The 22,048-nt window shown below is 47.7% G+C and carries 16 protein-coding genes; 10 read left to right on the forward strand and 6 right to left on the reverse strand.

Annotation, left to right across the window (positions count from 1 at the left end; all coding sequences use genetic code 11):
* Positions 1-26: 26 nt before the first annotated feature.
* Both NLBNIHML_RS18730 and NLBNIHML_RS18735 read right to left on the reverse strand, forming a co-directional pair.
* Complete coding sequence (locus NLBNIHML_RS18730; RefSeq protein ID WP_494352506.1) at positions 27-1,151, reverse strand: DUF4179 domain-containing protein; 1,125 nt, start codon at positions 1,149-1,151, stop codon at positions 27-29.
* The gene (locus NLBNIHML_RS18735; RefSeq protein ID WP_339239107.1) at positions 1,135-1,671 is read right to left on the reverse strand and encodes an RNA polymerase sigma factor; all 537 of its coding nucleotides are present in this window, start codon (positions 1,669-1,671) and stop codon (positions 1,135-1,137) included. The genes NLBNIHML_RS18730 and NLBNIHML_RS18735 overlap by 17 nt, the downstream gene beginning before the upstream one ends.
* A gap of 330 nt (positions 1,672-2,001) precedes the next feature.
* Here NLBNIHML_RS18735 and NLBNIHML_RS18740 point away from each other — a divergent pair, with 330 nt between their 5' ends.
* The 4 genes from NLBNIHML_RS18740 to NLBNIHML_RS18755 all read left to right on the forward strand — a co-directional run bounded on the left by NLBNIHML_RS18740 (position 2,002) and on the right by NLBNIHML_RS18755 (position 7,388).
* Positions 2,002-2,847, forward strand: a complete 846-nt coding sequence (locus NLBNIHML_RS18740; RefSeq protein ID WP_311768645.1) for a PRD domain-containing protein — start codon at positions 2,002-2,004, stop codon at positions 2,845-2,847.
* A gap of 138 nt (positions 2,848-2,985) precedes the next feature.
* The gene (locus NLBNIHML_RS18745) at positions 2,986-4,914 is read left to right on the forward strand and encodes a beta-glucoside-specific PTS transporter subunit IIABC (protein WP_494352507.1); all 1,929 of its coding nucleotides are present in this window, start codon (positions 2,986-2,988) and stop codon (positions 4,912-4,914) included.
* A gap of 50 nt (positions 4,915-4,964) precedes the next feature.
* Positions 4,965-6,422, forward strand: coding sequence for a glycoside hydrolase family 1 protein (locus tag NLBNIHML_RS18750; protein ID WP_472475120.1), 1,458 nt, complete (start codon positions 4,965-4,967; stop codon positions 6,420-6,422).
* Positions 6,423-6,428: 6 nt separating this feature from the next.
* A complete protein-coding gene (locus tag NLBNIHML_RS18755; RefSeq protein WP_494352508.1) occupies positions 6,429-7,388 on the forward strand; it encodes a 2-keto-3-deoxygluconate permease in 960 nt (319 codons plus the stop codon).
* Between the two features lie 101 nt (positions 7,389-7,489).
* Here NLBNIHML_RS18755 and NLBNIHML_RS18760 read toward each other — a convergent pair whose 3' ends face one another.
* A complete protein-coding gene (locus NLBNIHML_RS18760; protein WP_339239112.1) occupies positions 7,490-8,173 on the reverse strand; it encodes a type 1 glutamine amidotransferase domain-containing protein in 684 nt (227 codons plus the stop codon).
* Positions 8,174-8,555: 382 nt separating this feature from the next.
* On the opposite strand from NLBNIHML_RS18760, the gene NLBNIHML_RS18765 reads away from it, so the two are divergent.
* The gene (locus NLBNIHML_RS18765; protein WP_339239113.1) at positions 8,556-9,020 is read left to right on the forward strand and encodes a hypothetical protein; all 465 of its coding nucleotides are present in this window, start codon (positions 8,556-8,558) and stop codon (positions 9,018-9,020) included.
* 138 nt (positions 9,021-9,158) lie between these two features.
* Here the strand turns inward: NLBNIHML_RS18765 and NLBNIHML_RS18770 are convergent, their stop codons facing one another.
* Together NLBNIHML_RS18770 and NLBNIHML_RS18775 are read right to left on the reverse strand one after the other, a co-directional pair.
* Positions 9,159-12,188, reverse strand: coding sequence for a DEAD/DEAH box helicase (locus NLBNIHML_RS18770; RefSeq protein WP_494352509.1), 3,030 nt, complete (start codon positions 12,186-12,188; stop codon positions 9,159-9,161).
* On the reverse strand, positions 12,185-13,963 hold the full coding sequence (locus NLBNIHML_RS18775) for an SWIM zinc finger family protein (protein WP_494352510.1): 1,779 nt from the start codon (positions 13,961-13,963) through the stop codon (positions 12,185-12,187). Before NLBNIHML_RS18775 ends, NLBNIHML_RS18770 begins: the two co-directional genes overlap by 4 nt.
* Before the next feature lie 280 nt (positions 13,964-14,243).
* Here NLBNIHML_RS18775 and NLBNIHML_RS18780 point away from each other — a divergent pair, with 280 nt between their 5' ends.
* Positions 14,244-15,062 carry an endonuclease/exonuclease/phosphatase family protein gene (locus tag NLBNIHML_RS18780; RefSeq protein WP_494352511.1) on the forward strand — a complete coding sequence of 273 codons (819 nt, stop codon included), beginning with the start codon at positions 14,244-14,246 and terminating at the stop codon, positions 15,060-15,062.
* Between the two features lie 162 nt (positions 15,063-15,224).
* Here NLBNIHML_RS18780 and NLBNIHML_RS18785 read toward each other — a convergent pair whose 3' ends face one another.
* Positions 15,225-16,052 (reverse strand): methyl-accepting chemotaxis protein, encoded by an 828-nt coding sequence (locus NLBNIHML_RS18785; RefSeq protein WP_339239116.1) that lies wholly within the window; start codon positions 16,050-16,052, stop codon positions 15,225-15,227.
* 374 nt (positions 16,053-16,426) lie between these two features.
* On the opposite strand from NLBNIHML_RS18785, the gene NLBNIHML_RS18790 reads away from it, so the two are divergent.
* From NLBNIHML_RS18790 to NLBNIHML_RS18805, 4 genes are all read left to right on the forward strand, one after another.
* Positions 16,427-18,670: a glycoside hydrolase family 88/105 protein gene (locus tag NLBNIHML_RS18790; protein ID WP_494352512.1), complete on the forward strand. Its 2,244-nt coding sequence runs from the start codon at positions 16,427-16,429 to the stop codon at positions 18,668-18,670.
* 184 nt (positions 18,671-18,854) lie between these two features.
* A complete protein-coding gene (locus NLBNIHML_RS18795; RefSeq protein WP_494352513.1) occupies positions 18,855-20,195 on the forward strand; it encodes an ABC transporter substrate-binding protein in 1,341 nt (446 codons plus the stop codon).
* A 47-nt stretch (positions 20,196-20,242) separates the two neighbouring features.
* Complete coding sequence (locus NLBNIHML_RS18800; protein WP_339239119.1) at positions 20,243-21,193, forward strand: carbohydrate ABC transporter permease; 951 nt, start codon at positions 20,243-20,245, stop codon at positions 21,191-21,193.
* Positions 21,190-22,038, forward strand: a complete 849-nt coding sequence (locus NLBNIHML_RS18805) for a carbohydrate ABC transporter permease (protein ID WP_472475107.1) — start codon at positions 21,190-21,192, stop codon at positions 22,036-22,038. Before NLBNIHML_RS18800 ends, NLBNIHML_RS18805 begins: the two co-directional genes overlap by 4 nt.
* Positions 22,039-22,048: the final 10 nt, after the last annotated feature.

Raw genomic sequence — 22,048 nt, forward strand, 5'->3', positions numbered from 1 at the left:
GGCTCCTTCACAAGGAAATGATCAGGCTATTGAAGCTGAATCTTCATTTCCATTCCCTTGATGAATTGAGTGTCTTTAACCTCTTCCGTAAAATCATCCTTGATCTTGAAAGGTTTCACTATCAGATATTTTACATCCTTGGCAGTTGTGGCATATATGCGTTCCGATTTCAGTTGGTTCGCCTCGTATAGACCTTCGCCGCTGAGAGCGGTTAGCTGCCGCCCCTGATCATCATAGACGGCGAATCCGATGTGACGCAGCTGTTCTTCCTCTTTTGCCGTAAGTGTACTCTTATCGTTCAACCCAATCACGGTAGTTAAGCGGGTGGTGACAGGGGTAACCTCCGCTTCCCTTACAGCGGCTGTATACACATCGTTGGTCATGGCTGTGTTAGGCAGAACCTGATAAACGTTTTCTGTTGATTTGGCAAAAGGAACCGTTAACTCGAACTCATGATCGATGCCCTGCAACGTCAATTGAACCTTCGCCTCGAACTGATCCGGCAATTGTGCCGTTCCCTGATCGGAGGAAATGACCTGCTCAAAGAGCAGTGTATTCGGCTGCGTTTCTCCTACCGAACTATAGAACATACCGCTATCCGAGAGGGACCCGTCGACTTTGAAAAAGACATTCTCAATACCACTGCTCAGTTTCACAATGTCCTTGCCATTGTCATATTCACTCTGATTCAGATTCGGTGCAGTGAAATGAACCAGGAATGCAGCACGGGTACCATCATAAACCGTTTCAAGGACTTCCAGCTTCACATCCTGGTAAGCGACCTTGCTATTAACAGGGGTAGTCAAGCCGTCGTTGCCCGCTGTTCTTAGACCCATATCGGCTTCGATTGAGCTGAAGAGGCTTCCTACAAGTGGGATGTTACGCAAGGAGGCGGCCATGGCCGGTGACACAAAGCCGGATGCAAATACGGTCACGCCCAATACTCCGGCTGCGATCGTCGCAGCTGCCGCCTTGTTCCATCGCTTGTTCCGGCGACTGGAGCGCAAATTTTGTTCGGTTTTTAATGTGTTTGGGGAAGCCGGCAGAGAGTCCAGTGTGGCATCAATCCGGTTACGCACAAGTTCAGACATCAGAGGACGCTCCTTCGCGTGGTTCTTTAATTCCTGATCGATATTAAACGGGTTTGACATGTAAGTTTACCTCCCGAAAATTTTTGAATTTCTGATATAACTCCTGCCTTGCCCGAGTAAGTCTCATTTTCACTGCACTTTCGGAAATATTCAGCGCATCGGCGACTTGACGCAGGGATAGGTCCTCAAAATAATGCAAAACGACTACAATTCGTTTCGATTCCTCCAGTCGGTCTACTGCTTCTCGCATATCGACCTCATCGTAGGGACTAGAATGCTCCCGCTTTTCTGAAGGTACCTCCGCATAAGCGGTGGATAGAGAGCGGCGGGACAGGATCGTGTTGCATTCATTGATGAGGATCCGAAACAGCCAGGTTTTGAAATACCGGGGTTCCCGGAGCGTGGGCACCGATTTATATGCGTTCAGAATGGTCTCCTGAATGGCATCGGCCACGTCCTCCTCTTTTCGCAGCATGGATTTTGCTGTATTGTACAAAGCGTTCTCAATGTCTCGAATAAGCCGGATAAAGGCTTCACGATCTCCTTGGATGGCCTGGTTAACGAGATCGGTTGAATCCATGGATAACAGCTCCTTTCGTATTGGGAGGAATGAAGTCAGCACTTGGCTGGTTTTGATATGAATTAGACTGGCGGGCGGGGCATATGGTCACATTTTCTTTTTATAATTTTTAAAAAAGAGCGTTGTTATATATGACGTTCGGTTCTCTACGATCCCTTCAATGCTAAGAAAGGTTGATTTATCCTGAAGATTGCATGATTGACTTTTTCAAAAACAGCACTATAATAAACTTATATTCATAACACGGACTGTTACTGGGGAAACCAGGCATGACCGAATTCGATTGCTTAACTGTAATCGCTTTCGGTCTTTTTTTATTTTTGTTGGGGGGTGAGAACATTGAAGGTTATCAAGAAAGTAAACAATAACGTGGCCATTGCTATTAATGAACATAACGAAGAGGTATTTGTTGTAGGTAAGGGTGTAGGATTTCTGAAAACGCCTTATGAGCTGACGGAGACGGACTTGGTGGAAAAAATATTCGTAGCTCCGAAGAACATTCGGATGTATGATCTGCTGAACAGTATTCCAATTGAGGATATTTATCTCGCGGAGGAAGTCATCAAGCTGGGCAGTCAGATCCTGAATAAAACATTTAACCCGAATCTGCTTCTCACCCTGTCTGACCATATCAGTTTTGCATTAACCCGAACCAAAGAAGGCATACGTATCAAAAACCCACTGGAATGGGAAGTGCGGACACTCTATCCGGACGAGACCCGGGTGGGAGAGGCTGCGCTGAAGCTGATTCAGGAAAAAACGGATATCGCTCTGCCGACAGCCGAAACAACACTGATTGCTCTGCACTTTGTCAATGCACAGGTGGGCTCTGGAGAGATGAGTGATACCACCAAGGTAACCACAGTTACGGGCGAGATCCTTTCCGTGATCAAGTATGCGCTCAAAATTGACTTTCAAGAGGATTCCATCCATTTCATGCGCTTTGCCACACATATTCGATATTTCATTCTGAGGCAGATGAGCGGTAAATCGCTCAAAGACGAGAATGAATCGCTTTTCCTGATGGTGAAGGAGAAGTTTCCGAAGGAACTCGCTTGTGTGGAGAAGATTGCGGATTTCCTGAAAAATAATTATGGCTGGACCTGTTCGGATGATGAAAAATTATATTTGATTTTGCATATTCAACGATTGATCTCAAATGAACCAACGGAATGAACTAGTGAAGGAACTAACCGAATAATCCATATTGGACTGTTACTGATTCGATCAGGCATGACCAAGCGTAGGGAATGACGATTCCCCGGCTTGGTCATTTTTTATATATCCAATTTATTGATGTAGAGGAGAAGAGTCATGAACAACAAAGAATTGGCTAAAAACGTACTTGATCTCGTTGGCGGCGAGCAAAATATATCGGGTCTGACACACTGTGCAACCCGTTTGAGATTTGTACTGAAGGATGATCACAAAGCAGACCTCAAGGCGCTGGATCAGCTCGAAGGCGTGCTTAAGGCACAGAATTCCGGGGGGCAGATTCAGGTTGTCATCGGTGCCAGGGTAGATGCAGTCTACAGTGAAATGAAAAATCTTACCTCTGACCATATTGGCGAACTTATGGAGTCTGCAGATAGTGGACCGAAAAAGAGACGTAACCCCGTCAATGTCGTGCTTGAAACCATTGCAGGTATCTTCACGCCTGTTCTGCCAGCACTCGTTGGTTGCGGGATGATCAAATGTTTAGCCACCGTTATAACTGCCATGGGTTACTTGGAAGGTTCTGGATTCCTAACGATCATTAACATGATCGGGGACTGTATTTTCTACTTCATGCCATTCTTCCTGGCAGTTAGTGCAGCAAACCGTTTCAAAACGAATCCCTATTTGGCGGTAGCTCTCGCTGCGGGACTCATGCATCCAACCATTTTGAACGCTGCGGCTCAGATTGCTGAGACGGGTGTAAACCGTATTGATTTTCTCGGCTTGCCGATTCTGTTGATGAAATATTCCTCTTCCGTCATTCCAATCATTTTGGCGGTATGGATTATGAGTTATGTGTATCCAATCGTCAATCGAGTGATTCCCAAGTTTCTACAGGTCCTGCTTACCCCAATGATTGTTTTGTTCATTATGATTCCAGTGGAACTAATCGTGCTTGGTCCAGTAGGTTCATATATCGGTGACTGGTTGACTAATGGCATTAATTCATTGTTCTCAACCGCAGGTGTCCTTGCTGGTGCGATTCTTGGATTTTTCAAACCGATTATGGTCATGTTCGGTATGCACTATGCCATCATGCCTATTCAGGTTCAACAAGTGGCTACACTTGGTGCAACCGTACTGTTACCAACGGCACTGGCAGCGAATTTGGCTCAGGCTGGAGCAGCCTTCGGTGTGTTTGTACTGACGAAGAGCAAAACGATGAAATCAGCGGCTGCTTCGAGTGGATTCACCGCGTTGTTCGGAATCACCGAGCCGGCGATCTATGGTGTAACACTCAAATATAAACGTCCTTTTTTCGCAGGTTGTCTTGCAGGTGGATTAGTCGGTGGATTCTACAGCTTGGTGCATACCACAGCGAATGCTATTTCACTTCCAGGTTTATTGGCAATTGGTACGTATTCATCTGATCGTTACATGTATGTTGTTATTGGTTGTATTGCTGCAGTTGTACTCGGTTTTGTCTTCACGCTGATGGCAGGCATCAAGGAAGATGCAGAAGGAGCCAAGTTGAAGCAGCAAACCACTGGTGGAGTAAATAGCAATCCAACCGTTGCTGCCACAGAGGTAACTCCAGAGTCAGTATTATCACAGACATTCACTTCTTCTGACATGCTTATCGTTAGTCCGATGACAGGGGAGATCAAACCGATCTCTGAAGTGGAAGATCAGGCATTTGCCCAAGAGTTAATGGGTAAAGGTATTGCGATTGTTCCGACAGATGGCAAGGTATATGCTCCATTTGACGGAGTAGTCGAGGCCCTTTATCGTACCAAACATGCCATCGGATTGAAGGCGGCGAATGGTGTCGAGATCCTCATTCATATCGGGGTAGACACCGTCAGCCTCAAAGGCAAATATTTTACCGCTCATATCGAACAGGGACAGACCATAAAGGCTGGCGATTTATTGGTGGAGTTTGATCCAGAAGGTATCACGACAGCAGGTTATAACACCATTACATCCATTGTGGTGACCAACATGCAACAGTATGGGGACGTGCTGACTACAGCGACCAGCGGCCCGATCCGGGAGAGTGAAGCGCTGATCAAGCTAATCCCATAGAACGTTAAATAAACCATTTAAACAACACGTAATAACAGGAGGAAACTAAAATGACTCATTCTAATTTTCCAAAAGATTTTTTGTGGGGCGGGGCGCTTTCTGCCTGTCAGGCTGAAGGTGCTTATAATGTCGATGGCAAGAGCCTAACCATTCCAGAAGTGATGAAGTTTAATGAGAAGAACGACCGCAAGGTGACCAAGCAGATCAGGGTGAATTGGGAGATGATTGAAGAGGCCCGGAACGACCCGGATACGGTTAAATATCCAAAGCGCCGGGGGATCGATTTTTATCATAACTTCCGTGAGGATATCGCATTATTCGCCGAGATGGGCTTCAAAGTATTCCGTTATTCCATTTCATGGGCCAGAGTATTTCCAGGTGGCGACGATGCTGCTCCGAATGAAAAGGCACTGGAGTTCTATGATCAGGTTATTGATGAATGTCTAAAACAGGGCATGGAGCCCCTGATTACCATCAGCCACTTTGATACACCGATTGTACTGATGGACAAGTTCGGAGGATGGTACAACCGCAAGTTGATTGATCTATATGTAAACTATTGTGATGTGCTGTTCAAGCGCTACAAGGGCAAAGTGAAATATTGGGTGACGTTCAACGAGATCAACATGAGCGTGAAGGCATCGGCCAAGACGCTGGGAATCATTGATTATGATGCGCCGAATTATGAGGAAATGCTGTTCCAAGGGCTGCACCATCAATTTGTAGCAGCGTCCAGAGCAACCAAGATGGCTCATGAGATTGATCCGAATAACCAGATTGGAAGTATGGTGGCTTATTTTACAACGTACCCGTACACATGCAAGCCGGAAGATGCACTTCAGATGCAGCAGGATGATCAGATGAAAAATCAATTCTATCTGGATGTGCTCAATAAAGGCGAGTATCCTTATTATAGTAAAACGTATTTCAAAAATAAGCAGATCCAGTTAAACATTGAGGACGGCGATCTGGATAATATTCGCGCACATACAGCTGACTTCGTGGGGATGTCGTATTACAACTCCATGATTTCCAGTAGTGATACCGAACAACTTGAATTAACAGCCGGGAACGTACACAGTGTCTACAAAAACCCGCATTTGCCTGCAAACGAGTGGGGTTGGCAAATTGATCCCATTGGCCTGCGGTATACGTTGAATCTCGTCTATGATCGGTATCAAAAACCGGTCTTCATTCTGGAGAACAGCTCAGGCTTCTACGACAAGCTGAATGAGGACGGAACGATCAACGACCCCTACCGAATTGATTTTCTGAGCAAACATATTGAACAGATGGGACTCGCCATTGCGGATGGGGTCGAAGTATTGGGTTACACGATGTGGGGACCCATTGACATGATCAGTTCAGGGACTTCCGAGATGAGCAAACGGTACGGATTTATCTACGTGGATCAGGATGATTACGGCAATGGTACGCTGCAAAGATATCGGAAGGATTCGTTCTTCTGGTATCAGAATGTGATCCGTACCAACGGAGCAGAACTGTAACAGGTCATGAATATTCTGGGCCGAATCAAAAAAATTCCCGGCGGCTTGCTGATTGTTCCCATGCTGGCCGCCGCGGTCATCAACACGGTGTTTCCATCGTTGTTTCAGATCGGAGATCCAACGACAGCACTATTCACATCGAAAGGTACCATGGTGCTGATTGGCATGATTTTGCTCGTGTCCGGAACACAGCTCAATCTGTCACAGCTTCTGGTGACCTTGAAAAGAGCAGGGGTACTTTGTATTTCACGTATTCTTATCAGCTGTCTGTTCGGCTGGGCGTTTGTACACTTTTTTGGCATTAGTGGGGTTGGAGGCGTGTCTGCGGTAGCTTTCATTGCTGTTCTGACCAGTTGTAATCCGGGTTTATATCTGGCCTTGATGAATACGTATGGAGATGATGTGGATCGTGCCGCGTTTGGCATTCTGAATCTGATTGCCGTACCGGTTATTCCCGTTATGATATTGAATTCGGCAAGTGGGGTCGGTATCGATTACCTCAGTGTTCTTGCTACGCTGGTGCCTTTCTTCATCGGCATATTGCTTGGCAACCTAGACAGCAACATTCAGAAGATGTTCGCTCCGGGAACACTGATTCTGCTGCCTTTCCTGGGTACAAGCTTTGGGTCCAATATTGATCTGCGTATTGCATTTCAATCCAGTCTATCCGGTTTGCTGGTCACGGTGTTATTTTTGCTGATCTGCATGCTGCCGCTCACTGGAATCGATCGTGCGATATTAAGACGGCCAGGTTACGCAGCGGCTGCGACATGTTCGGTTGCTGGGTTGTCCATGGTCGTGCCATCGATGGCGGCAGAATTCAATCCGGCGTATGCGCCTTATGTGGACACAGCCATCGCTCAGATTGCGTTTGCCGTGATCCTGACATCGGTGACCGTACCTTATATCGTGAAGCGACTGGCTAGAGGAACAGCGACGGAAGCTTCGACAAAAGCAAATCATTAAAAAACAGCATGTGTTCTGTCAGGTCATGACGGATCACATGCTGTTTTGCTTTTACATCTATATGATCTCCTGGGGGGAGGAGAGGGATCGATCGGTTTATTTTACAGACCCAGCAATTGTTTAACACTTTCAGCTACCGCTTTGCTGGATTGCGGATTCTGTCCTGTGACCACGCGGCCATCTGTTGTGACATAAGAGCTGAAGGCAGCAGCTTTATCGTACTGTGCGGCACGTTCTCTCAAAGCATCTTCCAGCAGGAAAGGAACATATTCGGTTTGTTGTGCCAATGCTTCCTCTTCATTCGTGAAGCCGGAGACGGTTTTGTCTTTGATCAAGAGCAAGCCGTTGGACAACTTCACGTTCAGCAGGGCTGTAACCCCGTGGCACACACCGGACACAACGCCACCTTTTTCATAGATTTCACGAGAAAGCTCTTGAAGTTCCGCATTGTCCGGGAAATCCCACATTGTACCGTGACCCCCTGTGAAGTAGATCGCATCATAATCACTTGCATTCACTTCGCCAGGTTTCAACGTGTTCTTCAATTGGTTCATGAATGTTTCGTTCTCGAAATAGGCTTTGGTGCTCTCATCCAGGGAGTCACCGAGACTTTTCGGATCAAGAGGTACGTTACCCCCTTTAGGGCTAACCAGATCGATCTGAACATTGTCATTATGGTCAAACTCTTCAATAAAGTGAGTTGCTTCGCTCAGCCACAAGCCGGTAGGTTCGTCCTTCGTTGCGTATTTATCTACGTTTGTTAGTACAACCAGTATCTTTTTCATATAAAAACCTCCCGTAAAGTGTATAACATCATTTATATTAAATATCACAAAATTAAATTGTGTAAAATATATTATTAAACATAACATAACCATGTTCTAAAGTAAAATCATGAACGTATCTTCGATCTCCATTGTTACTTTCAAGCGTAGGCGTAAAGAACAATCTAGTCGTAGTAAATATGCTCTCAAGAATGCACGTTTACTTATAATGTTCTTTTTAATTTACTCAATTTGTAAGCGGAGGTAGGCATGTGTAAGGGTTATCAAAATTAATTCAAATTTGATGTTAATTTGATTGAACAACTAGTTCTTTTGATTTAGAATGGCGGAAGATACCAACAAAAAATTGGTACATATTACATAGGGACTCGGAGGAACACAAATGAAACGTTCAGGTAAATTTTTCGCTTCAACAGCAGTTGCTGTTGTCGCTGCAGTCTCCATCGTCTCTTCAGCCTCGGCAAGCACAATCTCTAATTCGAATATCTCTAGTATTTCTATGGCTAATATTCAAAGTATGGATATCGAAACTGCTTTGATGTTGGTTCAACAAGAACGCACCAAATTATTGGATGCCCAATTGCAGACACAAATTCAGGAAGTACAGAACCGTAACAATTATATTGCAGATTTGAATGCACAATTGTCGATAGCTCAACAAAACGGGGATGAAGCAGCTATTCAGAAGCTGAAAGGCCAAATTGATGCTGCAAGCAATTCCCAACAGATGGACATGCTTCGTCTGCAGTCCCTGTCCAACAAGCGTAATGAAGCATTTGACGTAATGACAAACTTTATCAAAAAAATGCAGGATTCAAGATCATCCATCATCGGTAACATGCGTTAAGAACGAATGATTAACTGCAACAATACAAAAAGAGCGGAGCCGGAATTTTAATTCCGAAACTTCGCTCTTTTTGTGTTTTTTATTTGTTTTATCTCTCTGAAATCCGGGTTTGGTCTGTACTATAAATCTTCTGCCAGGTTACCCCGACCAGTCACGACGCCGAGTGAACAGATCCTTCAGCTCGTCCGTCGACAGTTCCGTAATCCAGTTCTCGGAGCTTGTGATGATGTTATCGCTAAGTTGTTGTTTGCTCTCCAACATCTCGTCGATCCGCTCCTCCAATGTACCGAGAGAGATGAACTTATGCACTTGTACATCTTTGGTCTGACCCATCCGATAAGCCCGGTCGGTGGCTTGATTCTCCACAGCAGGGTTCCACCAGCGGTCAAAGTGGAAGACATGATTGGCTGCGGTCAGATTCAATCCCACGCCGCCGGCCTTGATGGACAGAATGAAGACGGACGGCTGCTTGTCCTCAGGCAGTGTTCGGGATTGGAATTCCTCAATCATGCGGTCCCTTGCCGTCTTGGAGGTGCCCCCGTGCAGATACAGCACAGGTTCCTGCAACTCCTGACGCAGTACCTGTTGCAGCATCTGTCCCATACCGATGTATTGGGTGAAGATCAGGCATCGCTCGCCCTCATCCCGCAATTCACGGACAAGCTCCATCAGTCGTTCCAGCTTCGCGGAACGGCTGATCAGCATCGCCATATCCTGCGGGCTGTACACATCATAAGAAGATGTTAATGTGCCGTCCTCGGGCAGTTCCTCCGGCAAAGCTTCTTTTGTCAGCAGCAGAGGGTGGTCACACAATTGTTTAAGCTGAGTTAGTGCCGACAGAATCGCACCTTTGCGTTTGATACCTTCCAGCTCTTTCATTTTATCCATCAGGGCTTGCACGGACTGGTCATATAATGCACTCTGCTCACCCGTAAGGTGAATGTATGTCTTCATCTCGTTTTTGTCCGGCAGATCAAGCTGGATATTCGGATCTTTTTTCTTGCGGCGCAGCATGAACGGTTTCACGAGCTGTTGAAGATCTTGCATCCGCTGCTCATCCTTGTCTTTCTCGATGGCACTGATAAAGCGAGTCTGGAATGCCCGTGCACTACCCAGATATCCTGGATTGGTAAAATCATAGATTGACCACAGCTCGGACAACCGATTCTCGATTGGTGTGCCTGTCATGGCAATGCGGTGTTTTGCCGGGAAGCTGCGGACGGCCAAGGATTGTTTGGTCTGGGCGTTTTTGATATTCTGCGCTTCATCGAGGCAGATGCATGACCACGTATATGTCTGCAACATTTCCTGATCGAGTGTAGCCGTAGCAAAGGACGTGATGATAATGTCCACTTGTTCCGTTTGCTCCCGGAATTCTTCCCCGCTTAATCGGCGTGCTCCGTAATGCAGGCTGACATGAATGGAGGGTGCGAAGCGGCTAATCTCCTTTTGCCAGTTGCCCAATACAGAAGTTGGACAGATCAGAAGTGCCGGAGCCTGTCCCGGCTTACGTGGTTCATGTTCTTTGATGTGTAATAGATACGTAATGAACTGTATGGTTTTCCCGAGACCCATATCATCGGCAAGACATGCCCCAAGGCCGAATCTGCGCAGGAAACCAAGCCATGCAAAACCTTCCTTCTGATACGATCGCAGCTCGGCATGAAGCCCTGTAGGAATGGGCAGGGAAGGCGCACCGCCTTGTCCGCCTCCTAGTTGTGCAATGACCCGATTCAGGTGCTCATTCAGTTCCACTTCCAGCCGAATGTTCTGATCATCCTGTGGTTGCTGCTCTTCCTCGGCTTGTTGTCCTTCCTTCCATTTCTGGTTGCGATATTCCCGCTGTTCATTGTGCAGCAGATGCAGGTGCAGAATATCCTGAAATGAGAGTCCTTGTTCCCGATCTACACCGCCCATAGCACGACGTATCTGTTCCAGCAGGTCGGGGTCGAGAGGAACCCATTCTCCACGGAAGCGAACCAATCGTTCATTACGGGCCACAAGATCGGCGAACTCATCTTCGCTGAGATCCGTGTCACCAATCGCAATGCGCCAGTCAAAATGAATAATTGAGTCCAGTCCGAAGAAGGACTGTCCCCGCTCACTGCCTTCCTCTGGCTTCACCTTGGCGCGCAGCTTAGGCTTCTTCTTGCGGGCTGCTTCCCACCAACCCGGGAGCAGGACTTGCCAACCCGCTGCCAGCAACCTGCCGCTATCCTGTGTAAGGAACTGCCAGGCTTCCTGATCTCCCAAAGGATCACTCAGCACATCCCGTCTGCCGCTAATGGAGCTTGCAAGACGTGGCAGATGTGCACGAAGCTGATCTAGCCATCCGGCGGAGCGATCCAGAATGAACGGTGTCCATACCTCTGGCCATTCGCCTTCAAGTCTGCCGCGTGAATCCAGCATGACGGGCACCAAGATGGCGGCATCCAGCTTGTTCTGCAACACCAGTCGCAGCCGCCAAGCTGGCTCATCCTCGTCCGGCTCCTGCAATTGCAGCATAGGTCTGAATGGTGCGGCATCCGCTTTCCAGCCAATGGATACAAGCCAGGACTGAGCGTCCATTCCGGCTGTCTTGGGTAGAGTACCGCGCTCTGGGAACAACTGCGGGAATTCACGCCGCAGATCGGTCGCAGCTTCCTCGGAACTGTACCATCGTTGGAAAACGAAGGCAGAGTAAGCCGCCCCTAGCCCTTCCGCGTAGCTCTCGTCCGTCTGTTGAATCGCTTTGGTAAGCGATGCCCGATCCTGCTTTTTCAAGCTGTCCGGGTCCCAGGTCCACTGAAGTTGTCCTGTGCGATAGGCTTCAAAGCTGGGTACGTATTTGCGTTTCTCGACAGATGCTGCGAATGCCGGAGCCAGTCGAATCAGATGTTCCGCTTGCTCATCCCACTTCCATTCAATATGAAGCAGCGTGTGCATCTCGGCAAAGAAGGGAATGACTTCTTCTGCAGGCAGAACAACCAGCTCAATCTCTTCAATCTGCCGAACTTCCAATTCAGTACCGTAGAAGGAAGGCGCATGCCAAGCGAACAATCGCTGCTTAAGCGACTGTCCCGATACAAAGTGGTGTGTGTTGAGTGCTCCGTAAAACAAAGCATCGCCATATCCGGTTAAAGCGACGTGAACCTCAATCGTTTCAGTGTATGGATGAATTAAGCTCATGAGATCAGTTTACCTTTCCGAAGCTCTTCCTGCAGGGCACGCAGCCGACTGTTACGAACGGCGAGTGTGGTGATGAACTGCTCCCAGTGCGCTTCTTGCTTCAACTTTTTATAGATTTTGGACAGGCGTTTCAGCAGCTTCACCGCGGCCTTGTATCCGTCCCTGTTCTTATGTCCGATATAACGCTCCACCGCCTGATGATAGAAGGGCAGCAGCAGTTCAGGTGCATCTTTTTCAATCGGTTGCAGCACCGCTACGCGGAATTCGAGAGGCTCCGTCCCTGTACTTAGCTGAAAATCAATCCACCTGCGCCACTGACCACGAGAATGCATGGCATCCTCATAGGCTGGGCGAGAGTGGGGGAGCATGCTGACAAGTGTGTCCCACATGCGGTTCTCTGTATCCGGCAGATGTTGAATGGCCGTGTCCCACAGATGCATGTAATCATTCAAAGGTGTGTTACGCCGATTCGCCAGCAGGGGACCAAGTTGTACCAACCAATCTCCGAGCCGCTTCCATTCAGCTGCATCTGTGAGCACGTGGAGAAAATGCAACAGATGTTCTGGCGGGATACCATAGGCCGAGCTTCCATGGATGAGTCGCTGCCATGCCTGATCGTCTTGCCCTACATGGAAATACATCCAGCTCTGCGCGAGTACGAGTGGTAAAGGCAGGGATACGGCTTTGCTTGGTCTATCACTACTACTTCCATTACTCTGAGCGCTGCCCAAGACACTCCCACCTGACTGGGAAGGTGCTGAAGTCGCTGTTAGATTGCGTTCTATATCATTTAAGATGGTCTGTTCCGACACTAACATGTCCCGCGACCCTTGAAGCTCAGGTACGATCCAGTTCAACCACAGTTGTCGATAGATCGGAGTGAAGAACATCATGCTGGCTGTCTCAGGCATCATCTGTTTACGTAAATAAGCTGAGGTTTCAGACAATCTGTTCCAAAGTTGCTCAAGCTTGTTTCCCTTTAGACCGGACAAGTCTAGCGGATGGCTAAAGATCCGTTCAATGTCTTTCAAAAGTGCATCAACCGCGAGCTGGGCAGGGTAGCTCATGTACACGGGGGTATGCGTAATTGAGTTACGAGCCGGCGGTACGCAGAATCGTATGAGGTGCAGCTGCACATGTAGTTCAAAAAGTTGGTCCATCGCAGCGGTCAGCCTTGGCTTAATGGCATATAACTCGTCCGTTGCTTCCTGCACGTAGGATGTGCTTGCTGTGCCGGTACCCAGCCGTCTCAGACAGGAGTGGAATAGCTTATGCCATTCCGAGATTTCGAGATCGGCAAGCTCTGTTGCACGCTCCTTGATCTGACTGTATTGGTTGTCCTGAATGTCCATATCCTGTTGTTCATCAGCTTCGGCGTAGCTGGATCGTCCTGCGGACATGGCCCCGACGGGTTTAGTCGTTTGTTTGAGCGCAGTACTGGAGTGTGCATTCACAATCGCATGTACAGGTCGCTCCAGTTGCTCGGCATAACTCATCAAGACTGCCGTCATATGTTTGCATACGGAACTCACCGGGCAGGTACAATGACTTGTAGACAGGGATTGCATGCTCAGGGTGACCTCATATTCTTCCGATCCTTGTACAACGGCCGAAATCCCTTGTTGTTCTGAATAGGTTAATGGTCCGACACGTTTCTGTTTATAATATTGGAATCCGCGCATGATCGTCAGGTTATTAAAATGCTCTGCAACCTGCCTGATCAACTGTTGCCACTGCGCATCATCCATCCTCATGTTATTCGGTATGTTCATCATTCCATCTCCTGGGGTAAACATAGGTTCAGTAATCACCACGTCGATGACGTGATGTTGTCAATTTGTTGTATCCATCATATCAGTTATGAGCCGATCCGTGCATCGGTTATAAGAATATGAAGTTCTTTTTGGACAAACATGAATTTGAATGAATACGCAGGTGCCGTGAGCGAGTGGCATGCATGATTGCCTCATATTGTGTATGCTTATCGTATGTATTCCTTTCAGGAACGATGCAGGCCGGGGAAACGGTCCTATTACAAACAACAGGAGAGAGCATATGAAAATACTGACGTTAAACACACACGCTTGGGCGGAAGAGGATCAACTGAACAAGATCAGTCAGCTGGCTGATTTTATAAATACACATCAATTTGATGTAATCTCCATGCAGGAGGTTAACCAGTCCATGCAGGAAGCGGCGCTTTCTGAAGAAGAACTGAAGAGGTATTATGCGACTGAATCGGATGCTGTGATTAAAAAAGACAACTACGCCTACGTCCTGCTTCAGCAGCTGACAGAGCAATATTACTGGACGTGGATTCCCGCACATGTCGGGTTCCAAAAATACGATGAAGGACTGGCGATCCTTAGCCGGACGCCGATCACACAGGCTTTTGGAGAATACGTGTCCCACATGCGGGATTATAACAATTACCGGACCCGTAAGATTGTGGGAATCCAGACGGTCGTCCAAGGTGAAGCAACCTGGTTTGTGAACGGACACTATAACTGGTGGGATGATGCGCAGGAACCGTTCAAGGGACAGTGGGAGTTGACAGAGAGCAAGCTTGCCCCCTACATGGATCAGCCGTTATATATAATGGGTGATTTCAACAATGTCGCGGAAGTGCGTGGAGAAGGCTATGACTATATGGTGAGCAAAGGCTGGAACGACCTGTACACCACAGCATTGCAAAAGGATGAAGGAGCAACCGTGGTGAAGGCCATTGCCGGCTGGGCAGACAACAAACGCGATTTGCGAATCGACTATATCTTCTCCAATCGTCCCATTCAGGCCAAATCTTCAACTGTGGTTTTGAACGGTAAAAACGGGCCGGTCGTGTCCGACCATTTTGGTGTTGCTGTAGAGATCTAACAGCCATGTGGCTATAAATGGGATATCCTCTCAATTAAAGAAACAAAGCCTCCGCTGACTTCCTGTTAAGGGAAGTGTAGCCGGAGGCTTTGTTGCATTCAAACATCATTTCCTATGTACATGTAGTATGGTTGTTCTTCATTTTGTTGCGGAACTGGCCTACTATTCTAACGCCAGCATCTGATGTACGAACTTTTTCAGATTCTCGCTTGTCTCGCTAAGCTGTTCAATGCTTTCCATAAACTCGCTAACGAGCTTGGCTTGATCTACTGTTGCGGTTGTAATTTGACCGATCTCCTGCTCCATATGTTTCATGGAATCCTGTACACTACCGAGAGAGGTTTCGATATCAGCCGCTGCTTGTTTCGTATGATCGGACAGTTTGCGTACTTCACTGGCAACCACACCGAATCCGGCTCCCTGATCGCCCACACGAGCTGCCTCGATCATGGCGTTCAGTCCAAGCAGATTGGTTTGTTCCGATACTTCACGAATGACGTTTGTTACTTTAGACACACTAACCGAGTTCTCTGAAGCTTTTTTGGAGTTGCGCAGAATCTCTTCTGAGGTTGCAGAGAGTTCTTCCGAATGTGCCGCAATCTGCTGAATACCGCCGACGAGCGCATGAATGGTTGTTTCATTTTCACGGATCAGCGTCTCCAGTGTCATATGACTATCCAATGCGTAGTTCACACCCAATATGCCCACGACCTGATCGTTTTCCTTGATGGGAATAAGGATGGCATCGAAAGGTCTGCCTTGCAGATCACCAGGCATGCGTGCCACGGTACGCGTATCCTTGTTGGTGAGCATTTTGAAATCTTTGTAATCGTCATGCAGCTCATCTCCGACCTTCACGCCAATCTCCAGACTTTTTGCTTCGGAAAAATACAAAACTTTCTCATGATCATTAATGGATATGGATATGTCATCACGGAACATTTGGCTAACAAAAGGCATAGCATTTACCAGAGATTCAAGAGTATTCAATGTGCATCTTTCCTTCCCGATACAAAAAGTGGAATTTTTAGACCTACTATCTATATCGGTAACGGTTTCTGTTTTTTTAAACGAATGTTCAAATATAAGTTCAGCTGGCGAGACATAAAGTGGCGCTTCGAATTTATTTGTAAGCGTAAACAAAAATCTGTAGCCACCATAGAACATGTCAGTTATACTGGGATTATTAATTGGTTCCTGAGTAAAATAGAATATATTAACGTTCAGGGCAAGGGCGTTCCTTACGAAGGTTAAGCGCTATATCTCCAGATCCTGCCACAGCAGAATATGGGTCATAGCTGCCCGGTTGGACGTTTTATTTCGGATAAGATTTTATTTCAATGTGAGAGGGAAGTGTGCGATCAATGACGACCTATTTCAGTGAACCGCAGAGCATGTATTACCGATTTGGAGAAGATCAGGATCAGGTGCTGAAAGTGCTGGCCGAGAGGTATATTGGGGCCAATGCGCAGGCTGATTTTGTATATCGGGTATTCCAGAAGTCTGGTATTTTGCAAAATGAGAAAGGGCTTTATGATCTGAATTTAGGTAAACGCTTTCCTGACGCTCCCAAAGATCATATATCTTACGCAGCTGCGCTGGTCTGGGGGGATGAGGATCGGAATCTGGATGTGTTGGTTCGCTGTTATGGACCTGTTCGCTTTTATTTTAATGAGCAGTTGGTTTATCGCTCTACCGTAATGGATGAGATCAGTCCTGATGCAACGGTGAAGCTCAGCATCGATATCAAGCCCGGTTGGAACACCGTTTGGCTGGAAATGAAAAATACCCCTGCCGGCTTCGGTTGCCAGTTTGGCTCAGATGAAGGTAAAGTGCGTATTCTGAACGTATTTGCGCCGTTTCAGGAGAGACAGGGACAAGCGGGTTGGGTGTTCTCCCAACCAAACCTTGCTGCGAGTAAGCAACCAGACCTGCTTGGACAAGAAGCAGATTACAGTTTGAAGTGGCTGCCTGAGACAGGCTGGTCTGATGAAGAGATAACCAAGCCGGCTCTCGAACGAATATACGGGCATCTCCCTGGACGGCATGTGTATGCTTGGACGCATCTGAACAATACCGATTCAACCGGGAGTCAGGTACGATTGTCAGGTCAATCCTCCGGTTCTTTAAGCATATGGATTAGCGGCAAACCTGTGGCGCAAGTGAAGGAGGCAGGTCCGTTTGAGGTGGAGGTAGCAGCCTCTTTTGGGCGGAGTGACCTGCTTGTCCGAAGTGAATGCGATGATGCGGCAGGACCGTGGCATTTTAATTTGAATGCAACCGTTTCGGATAAGCCACTTTCATTGGAACTTCCTCAGCGTGTCCACGGTGCTTCCGGAGAGTCCTGGTTATATGTCGGTCCCTTTGAGTCGGAGATTGAACCGGATGTGCAGGATCTTACCCGAACAGACCGAGTGTACCAAACGGGGCAAGAACAAACATATTGGCGTTTGGATCGACCGGATGCCTGGATTAGACCTTATTATGAAAACGCCATGTTAAGCAACAAATGGACTGTGGGTAGTGTGACCAATTATGGTCGCTGGGATTATCCATTAGGTGTCACTGTCTATGGTCTATTACGGACTGGGCGTTATTTGCAGAGACCGGATATTACCCGTTATGCGGCGGAGCATGTGCAGGCATGTACCCAGATGTATGAGTACTCATTATGGGATCGGGAGCAGTATGGTTTCCCGGCAGTCAATCAACAATTGGTCATGCTGAAAATGCTGGATAACTGCGGTTCTTTTGGTTCGGCCATGCTGGAAGCGTATTCAGAGTGTCATGAACCAACGTTTCTTCCGATTGCTGAACGGATTGCAGATTTTATGCTCTCCCGCCTGGAACGGCAGGAGGATGGGGCATTTTATCGTACATGTGTAGGGGAGTATGCTGAGAATACCATGTGGGCAGATGATCTATATATGAGCACGCCGTTTCTCGTTCGTTATGCACGGGTGACAGGCAACTCCGCCGCATTGGATGAAGCCGCCAGACAATTTTCACTGTATCGGAAGTATCTGTTCATGCCTGAGTTCAAGATCATGTCCCATGTGTATGATTTCAAATACGGACAGGCCACGCAGATTCCATGGGGACGGGGAAATGGCTGGACACTGTTTTCCTTGACGGAAGTACTGGAGGCTTTGCCAACAGAGCATCCCGAACGCCCGGCTTTGATTAATTTTTTCAACGAGCTGTGTGAAGGGTATGCGGCACTTCAAGGGGAAAGTGGGTTGTGGCATCAGGTATTGAATGATCCGCAGACGTATGAAGAAGCCTCCTGTACGGCGATGTTTGCCTATGGTTTTGCGAGAGGTGTGCGCTTTGGCTGGTTCAAAGACCCTGAAGTTTACGTCACAGCCGCCGAGCGGGCTTGGAAGGGACTCATCTGTAAAGCGATTGATCGTCAAGGTAATGTCCATGGCGTGTGCAGTGGATCACGATATGCATTTACGGCAGAGTATTACGATCAGGACTTGCGTACCGTCACCAATGACAATCACGGAATAGGCATTATGATGCTGGCAGGAACCGAGGTGGCCAAAATGAAGAAACATCTGGCCGAACACATGGTGTCTTCACCTGCAGTCTCACATTCCTGACACACCATATCTGAGACGGGAACACGACCGCCGGGAATGTTATTCCCGGTGGTTTGTGATTCTTTCAACTCCTTACTTTTTTGACAGGAAAGCTTACTTTTGTTTATGTCATGTCCAGCAATGGACAGATACAATAGGCTTTGTAAGCGATTCCACAGAAGTGAAAAGGGGAGGAAATTCATTCATGATGATCACGAAAAAGTGGGTAACCCTGTTCTGCCTGTCCCTGTTATTGTTCGCTACAGCCTGTTCGGGAGGAGCCACGGATAAGCCAGCTTCTTCTGGCGAAGCAAGTGAAAGTGAAGGAGACTCTTCAGGCAAGATTGAACTGCGCATGACCTGGTGGGGATCACAGACCAGACATGATCTGACGACCAAAGTCATTCAACTATTTGAAGAGAAACATCCGGGAATCACTATTAAACCTGAATACTCCGGTTGGGATGGTTATTTTGACAAATTAACGACACAGGTAGCCGGTTCAAATGCACCGGATATCATCCAGATGGATTACGCATTTCTGACTGACTTTGCCCGGCGTGGTGCCTTGCTTGATCTGACCCCATTTGCAGAGAGCAAAGAGCTGCGAACAGAGGATCATGATCAGAGCATGATTACAGCCGGATCCATTGACGATAAATTATATGCAATTACCCTCGGAGTAAACGCACCAGGTGTCATCTATGACGCCACCGTATTTCAGGAATTAGGGATTGAAGAACCGCAAGAGAGCTGGACATGGAAGGATTTTGGGGATATTGCGACCAAGATTGCCGCAGCCAAAGGTGATGGGTTCTATGGATCTGCAGACATTTCCGGCACAACCAACATGTTTGAAGTATTTATCCGACAATCCGGAAAAGGTTTGTTCGACGGTGGCACAATGACCGCTACCAGCGAGGAGCTCCAGCAGTGGTTCGATATGTGGGGTGCACTGCGCGAGAATGGTGGAGTGACCACAGCGGAGATCACGGCATCCACAACCAATGCACTGGAGACCCGCCCGATCTCACTGGGTACAGCTGCCATGGATTTTGCATGGTCCAATCAATTGCTGACATTCCAGCAGGTGAACAAAAACCAGGATCATAAGCTTGGGATACAAGTACTCCCGCATGGTGTCAACGAGCAGCAAATTGGCGAATACCTGAAACCAGGCCAGTTCCTCTCTGGTTATGGCAAAACCAAACATCCGAAGGAAGTTGCCATGTTCATTGATTTCATGGTCAATGATCCAGAAGCAACCGCTATTCTTGGTTCTGAACGTGGTGTGCCGGTTAACTCAAGCATTCGTGAGCAGATGCAGCCAACGCTGCCGGAAGCGGAGCAAGTCATTTTCCAATTTATCGATACCGTATCGAAGCATTCCAGTGAGATCGATCCACCATACCCGCAAGGATTTGCTGAAGTGGACACAAGTTTCAAGAGCGCAAGCGAGCAGATTGCCTTCGGTCAAGGCGATACTCCAGATGTCATTGCCCAGTTTATTGAAGGAGCCAAGGCTACACTTGGATCAACTCAATAACGATTGGAACTGTCTCAGACTTCTAATACTGCGGGGAGGTTGCGAAGATGAACACATCACAGGTCAGTCAAGCCCGAATCGAGCGTGTAGCTGCCCGGCGGGTCAAACGGAGATATGCGCATAATGGAGCCGCGCTTCTGTTCCTCGCCCCATGGCTTGTGGGATTGTTATTTCTCACCTTGGGTCCAATGTTGGTATCGTTATACATCTCATTCACCGATTACAGTATCCTGGCCGCCCCTTCTTGGGTCGGTCTGGATAACTACACCACGATGTTTACATCGGATAAACTGTTTACCCAGTCGCTCAAAGTCACCTTCACGTATGTCGCTGTATCGGTACCGGTCAAGCTGATCTTTGCCCTGCTGGTAGCCATGCTGCTCAATAAAGGGATTCGAGGACTTGGTATTTACCGGACCGTGTATTACATTCCGACATTGCTTGGAGGCAGCGTTGCGATTGCAATGCTGTGGCGTAAAATGCTGGGCGGTGACGGGCTGCTCAATAGTGTGCTTGCCATGGTGGGCATTAAGGCGCCCGATTGGGTTGCTAATCCGAAGTATGCCCTGTACTCCATCGTGCTTTTATCGGTATGGCAGTTTGGATCATCCATGATTATTTTCCTGGCAGGCTTGAAGCAGATTCCACCTGAATATGATGAAGCCTCAGCGGTAGATGGGGCAGGTCCTCTGCGGAGATTCTTCTATATCACGTTGCCGATTCTGTCACCTGTCATATTTTTCAATCTCGTGATGCAGCTGATTACATCCTTTCAATCGTTCACACAGGCTTTTGTTATCAGTAATGGTAGCGGAGGACCAGTGAACTCAACCTTAATGTACTCTCTGTATCTGTACAAAAAAGGATTCTCTTTCTTTCAGATGGGCTATGCTTCCGCGATGGCTTGGGTGCTGGTCATCCTGATTGGCGTATTTACATTGCTCGTATTCCGCAGCAGCAAGCTGTGGGTGCACTATGAGGATGGTGGGAAATCATGATTGGACAACGTAACTCTAAAACATGGGTCGTCAGCAAACATGTGTTGATCTCAGGCATCGCCTTTGTCATGCTCTACCCGATCCTCTGGATGTTGGGCAGTTCATTCAAACCGGGACATATGATCTTTACAGAGACCTGGTTCTGGCCACAGGAATGGAATTGGCAAAATTACATGAATGGCTGGTCTGGAATTCAGGGCAACCCGTTCTCCCGGTTCCTGACCAACTCTGTCATCCTGTCGCTTGGTGCCGTGCTGGGCAATGTCATCTCCTGCTCTATGGCGGCATATGCCTTCGCCCGACTGAATTTTCGCTTCAAAGCCATCTGTTTCGGCCTGATGCTCATGACGATTATGCTGCCCCATCATGTAACGCTGATCCCGCAGTATATTCTCTTCAACCACCTGGAGTGGGTGAATACGTATCTGCCGCTTGTGGTGCCAAAATGGCTCGCGACCGACGCCTTTTTCATTTTTCTCATGGTACAGTTCTTCCGGGGATTGCCCAAAGAGTTGGATGAGGCGGCTACCATTGATGGTTGCGGTCCTGTGAAAATTTACACCAAAATCATCATTCCACTTGCGTTTCCAGCACTGGTTACCACGATGATCTTTACGTTCTTGTGGACATGGGACGACTTCTTCAGTCAGTTGATCTACTTGAGTGACGTTAGCAAATACACCGTGCCGCTAGGTCTGCGTCTGTTCCTTGATTCGAGTTCTCAATCCGATTGGGGTCCGATGTTTGCCATGTCGGTGTTGTCGTTGGTGCCATGTTTCATTGTATTTATCGTGTGTCAAAAGTACTTCGTGGAAGGAATCGCGACCTCTGGGCTCAAAGGGTAATTCCAAGACG

The organism is Paenibacillus sp. JNU01 (assembly GCF_059130585.1).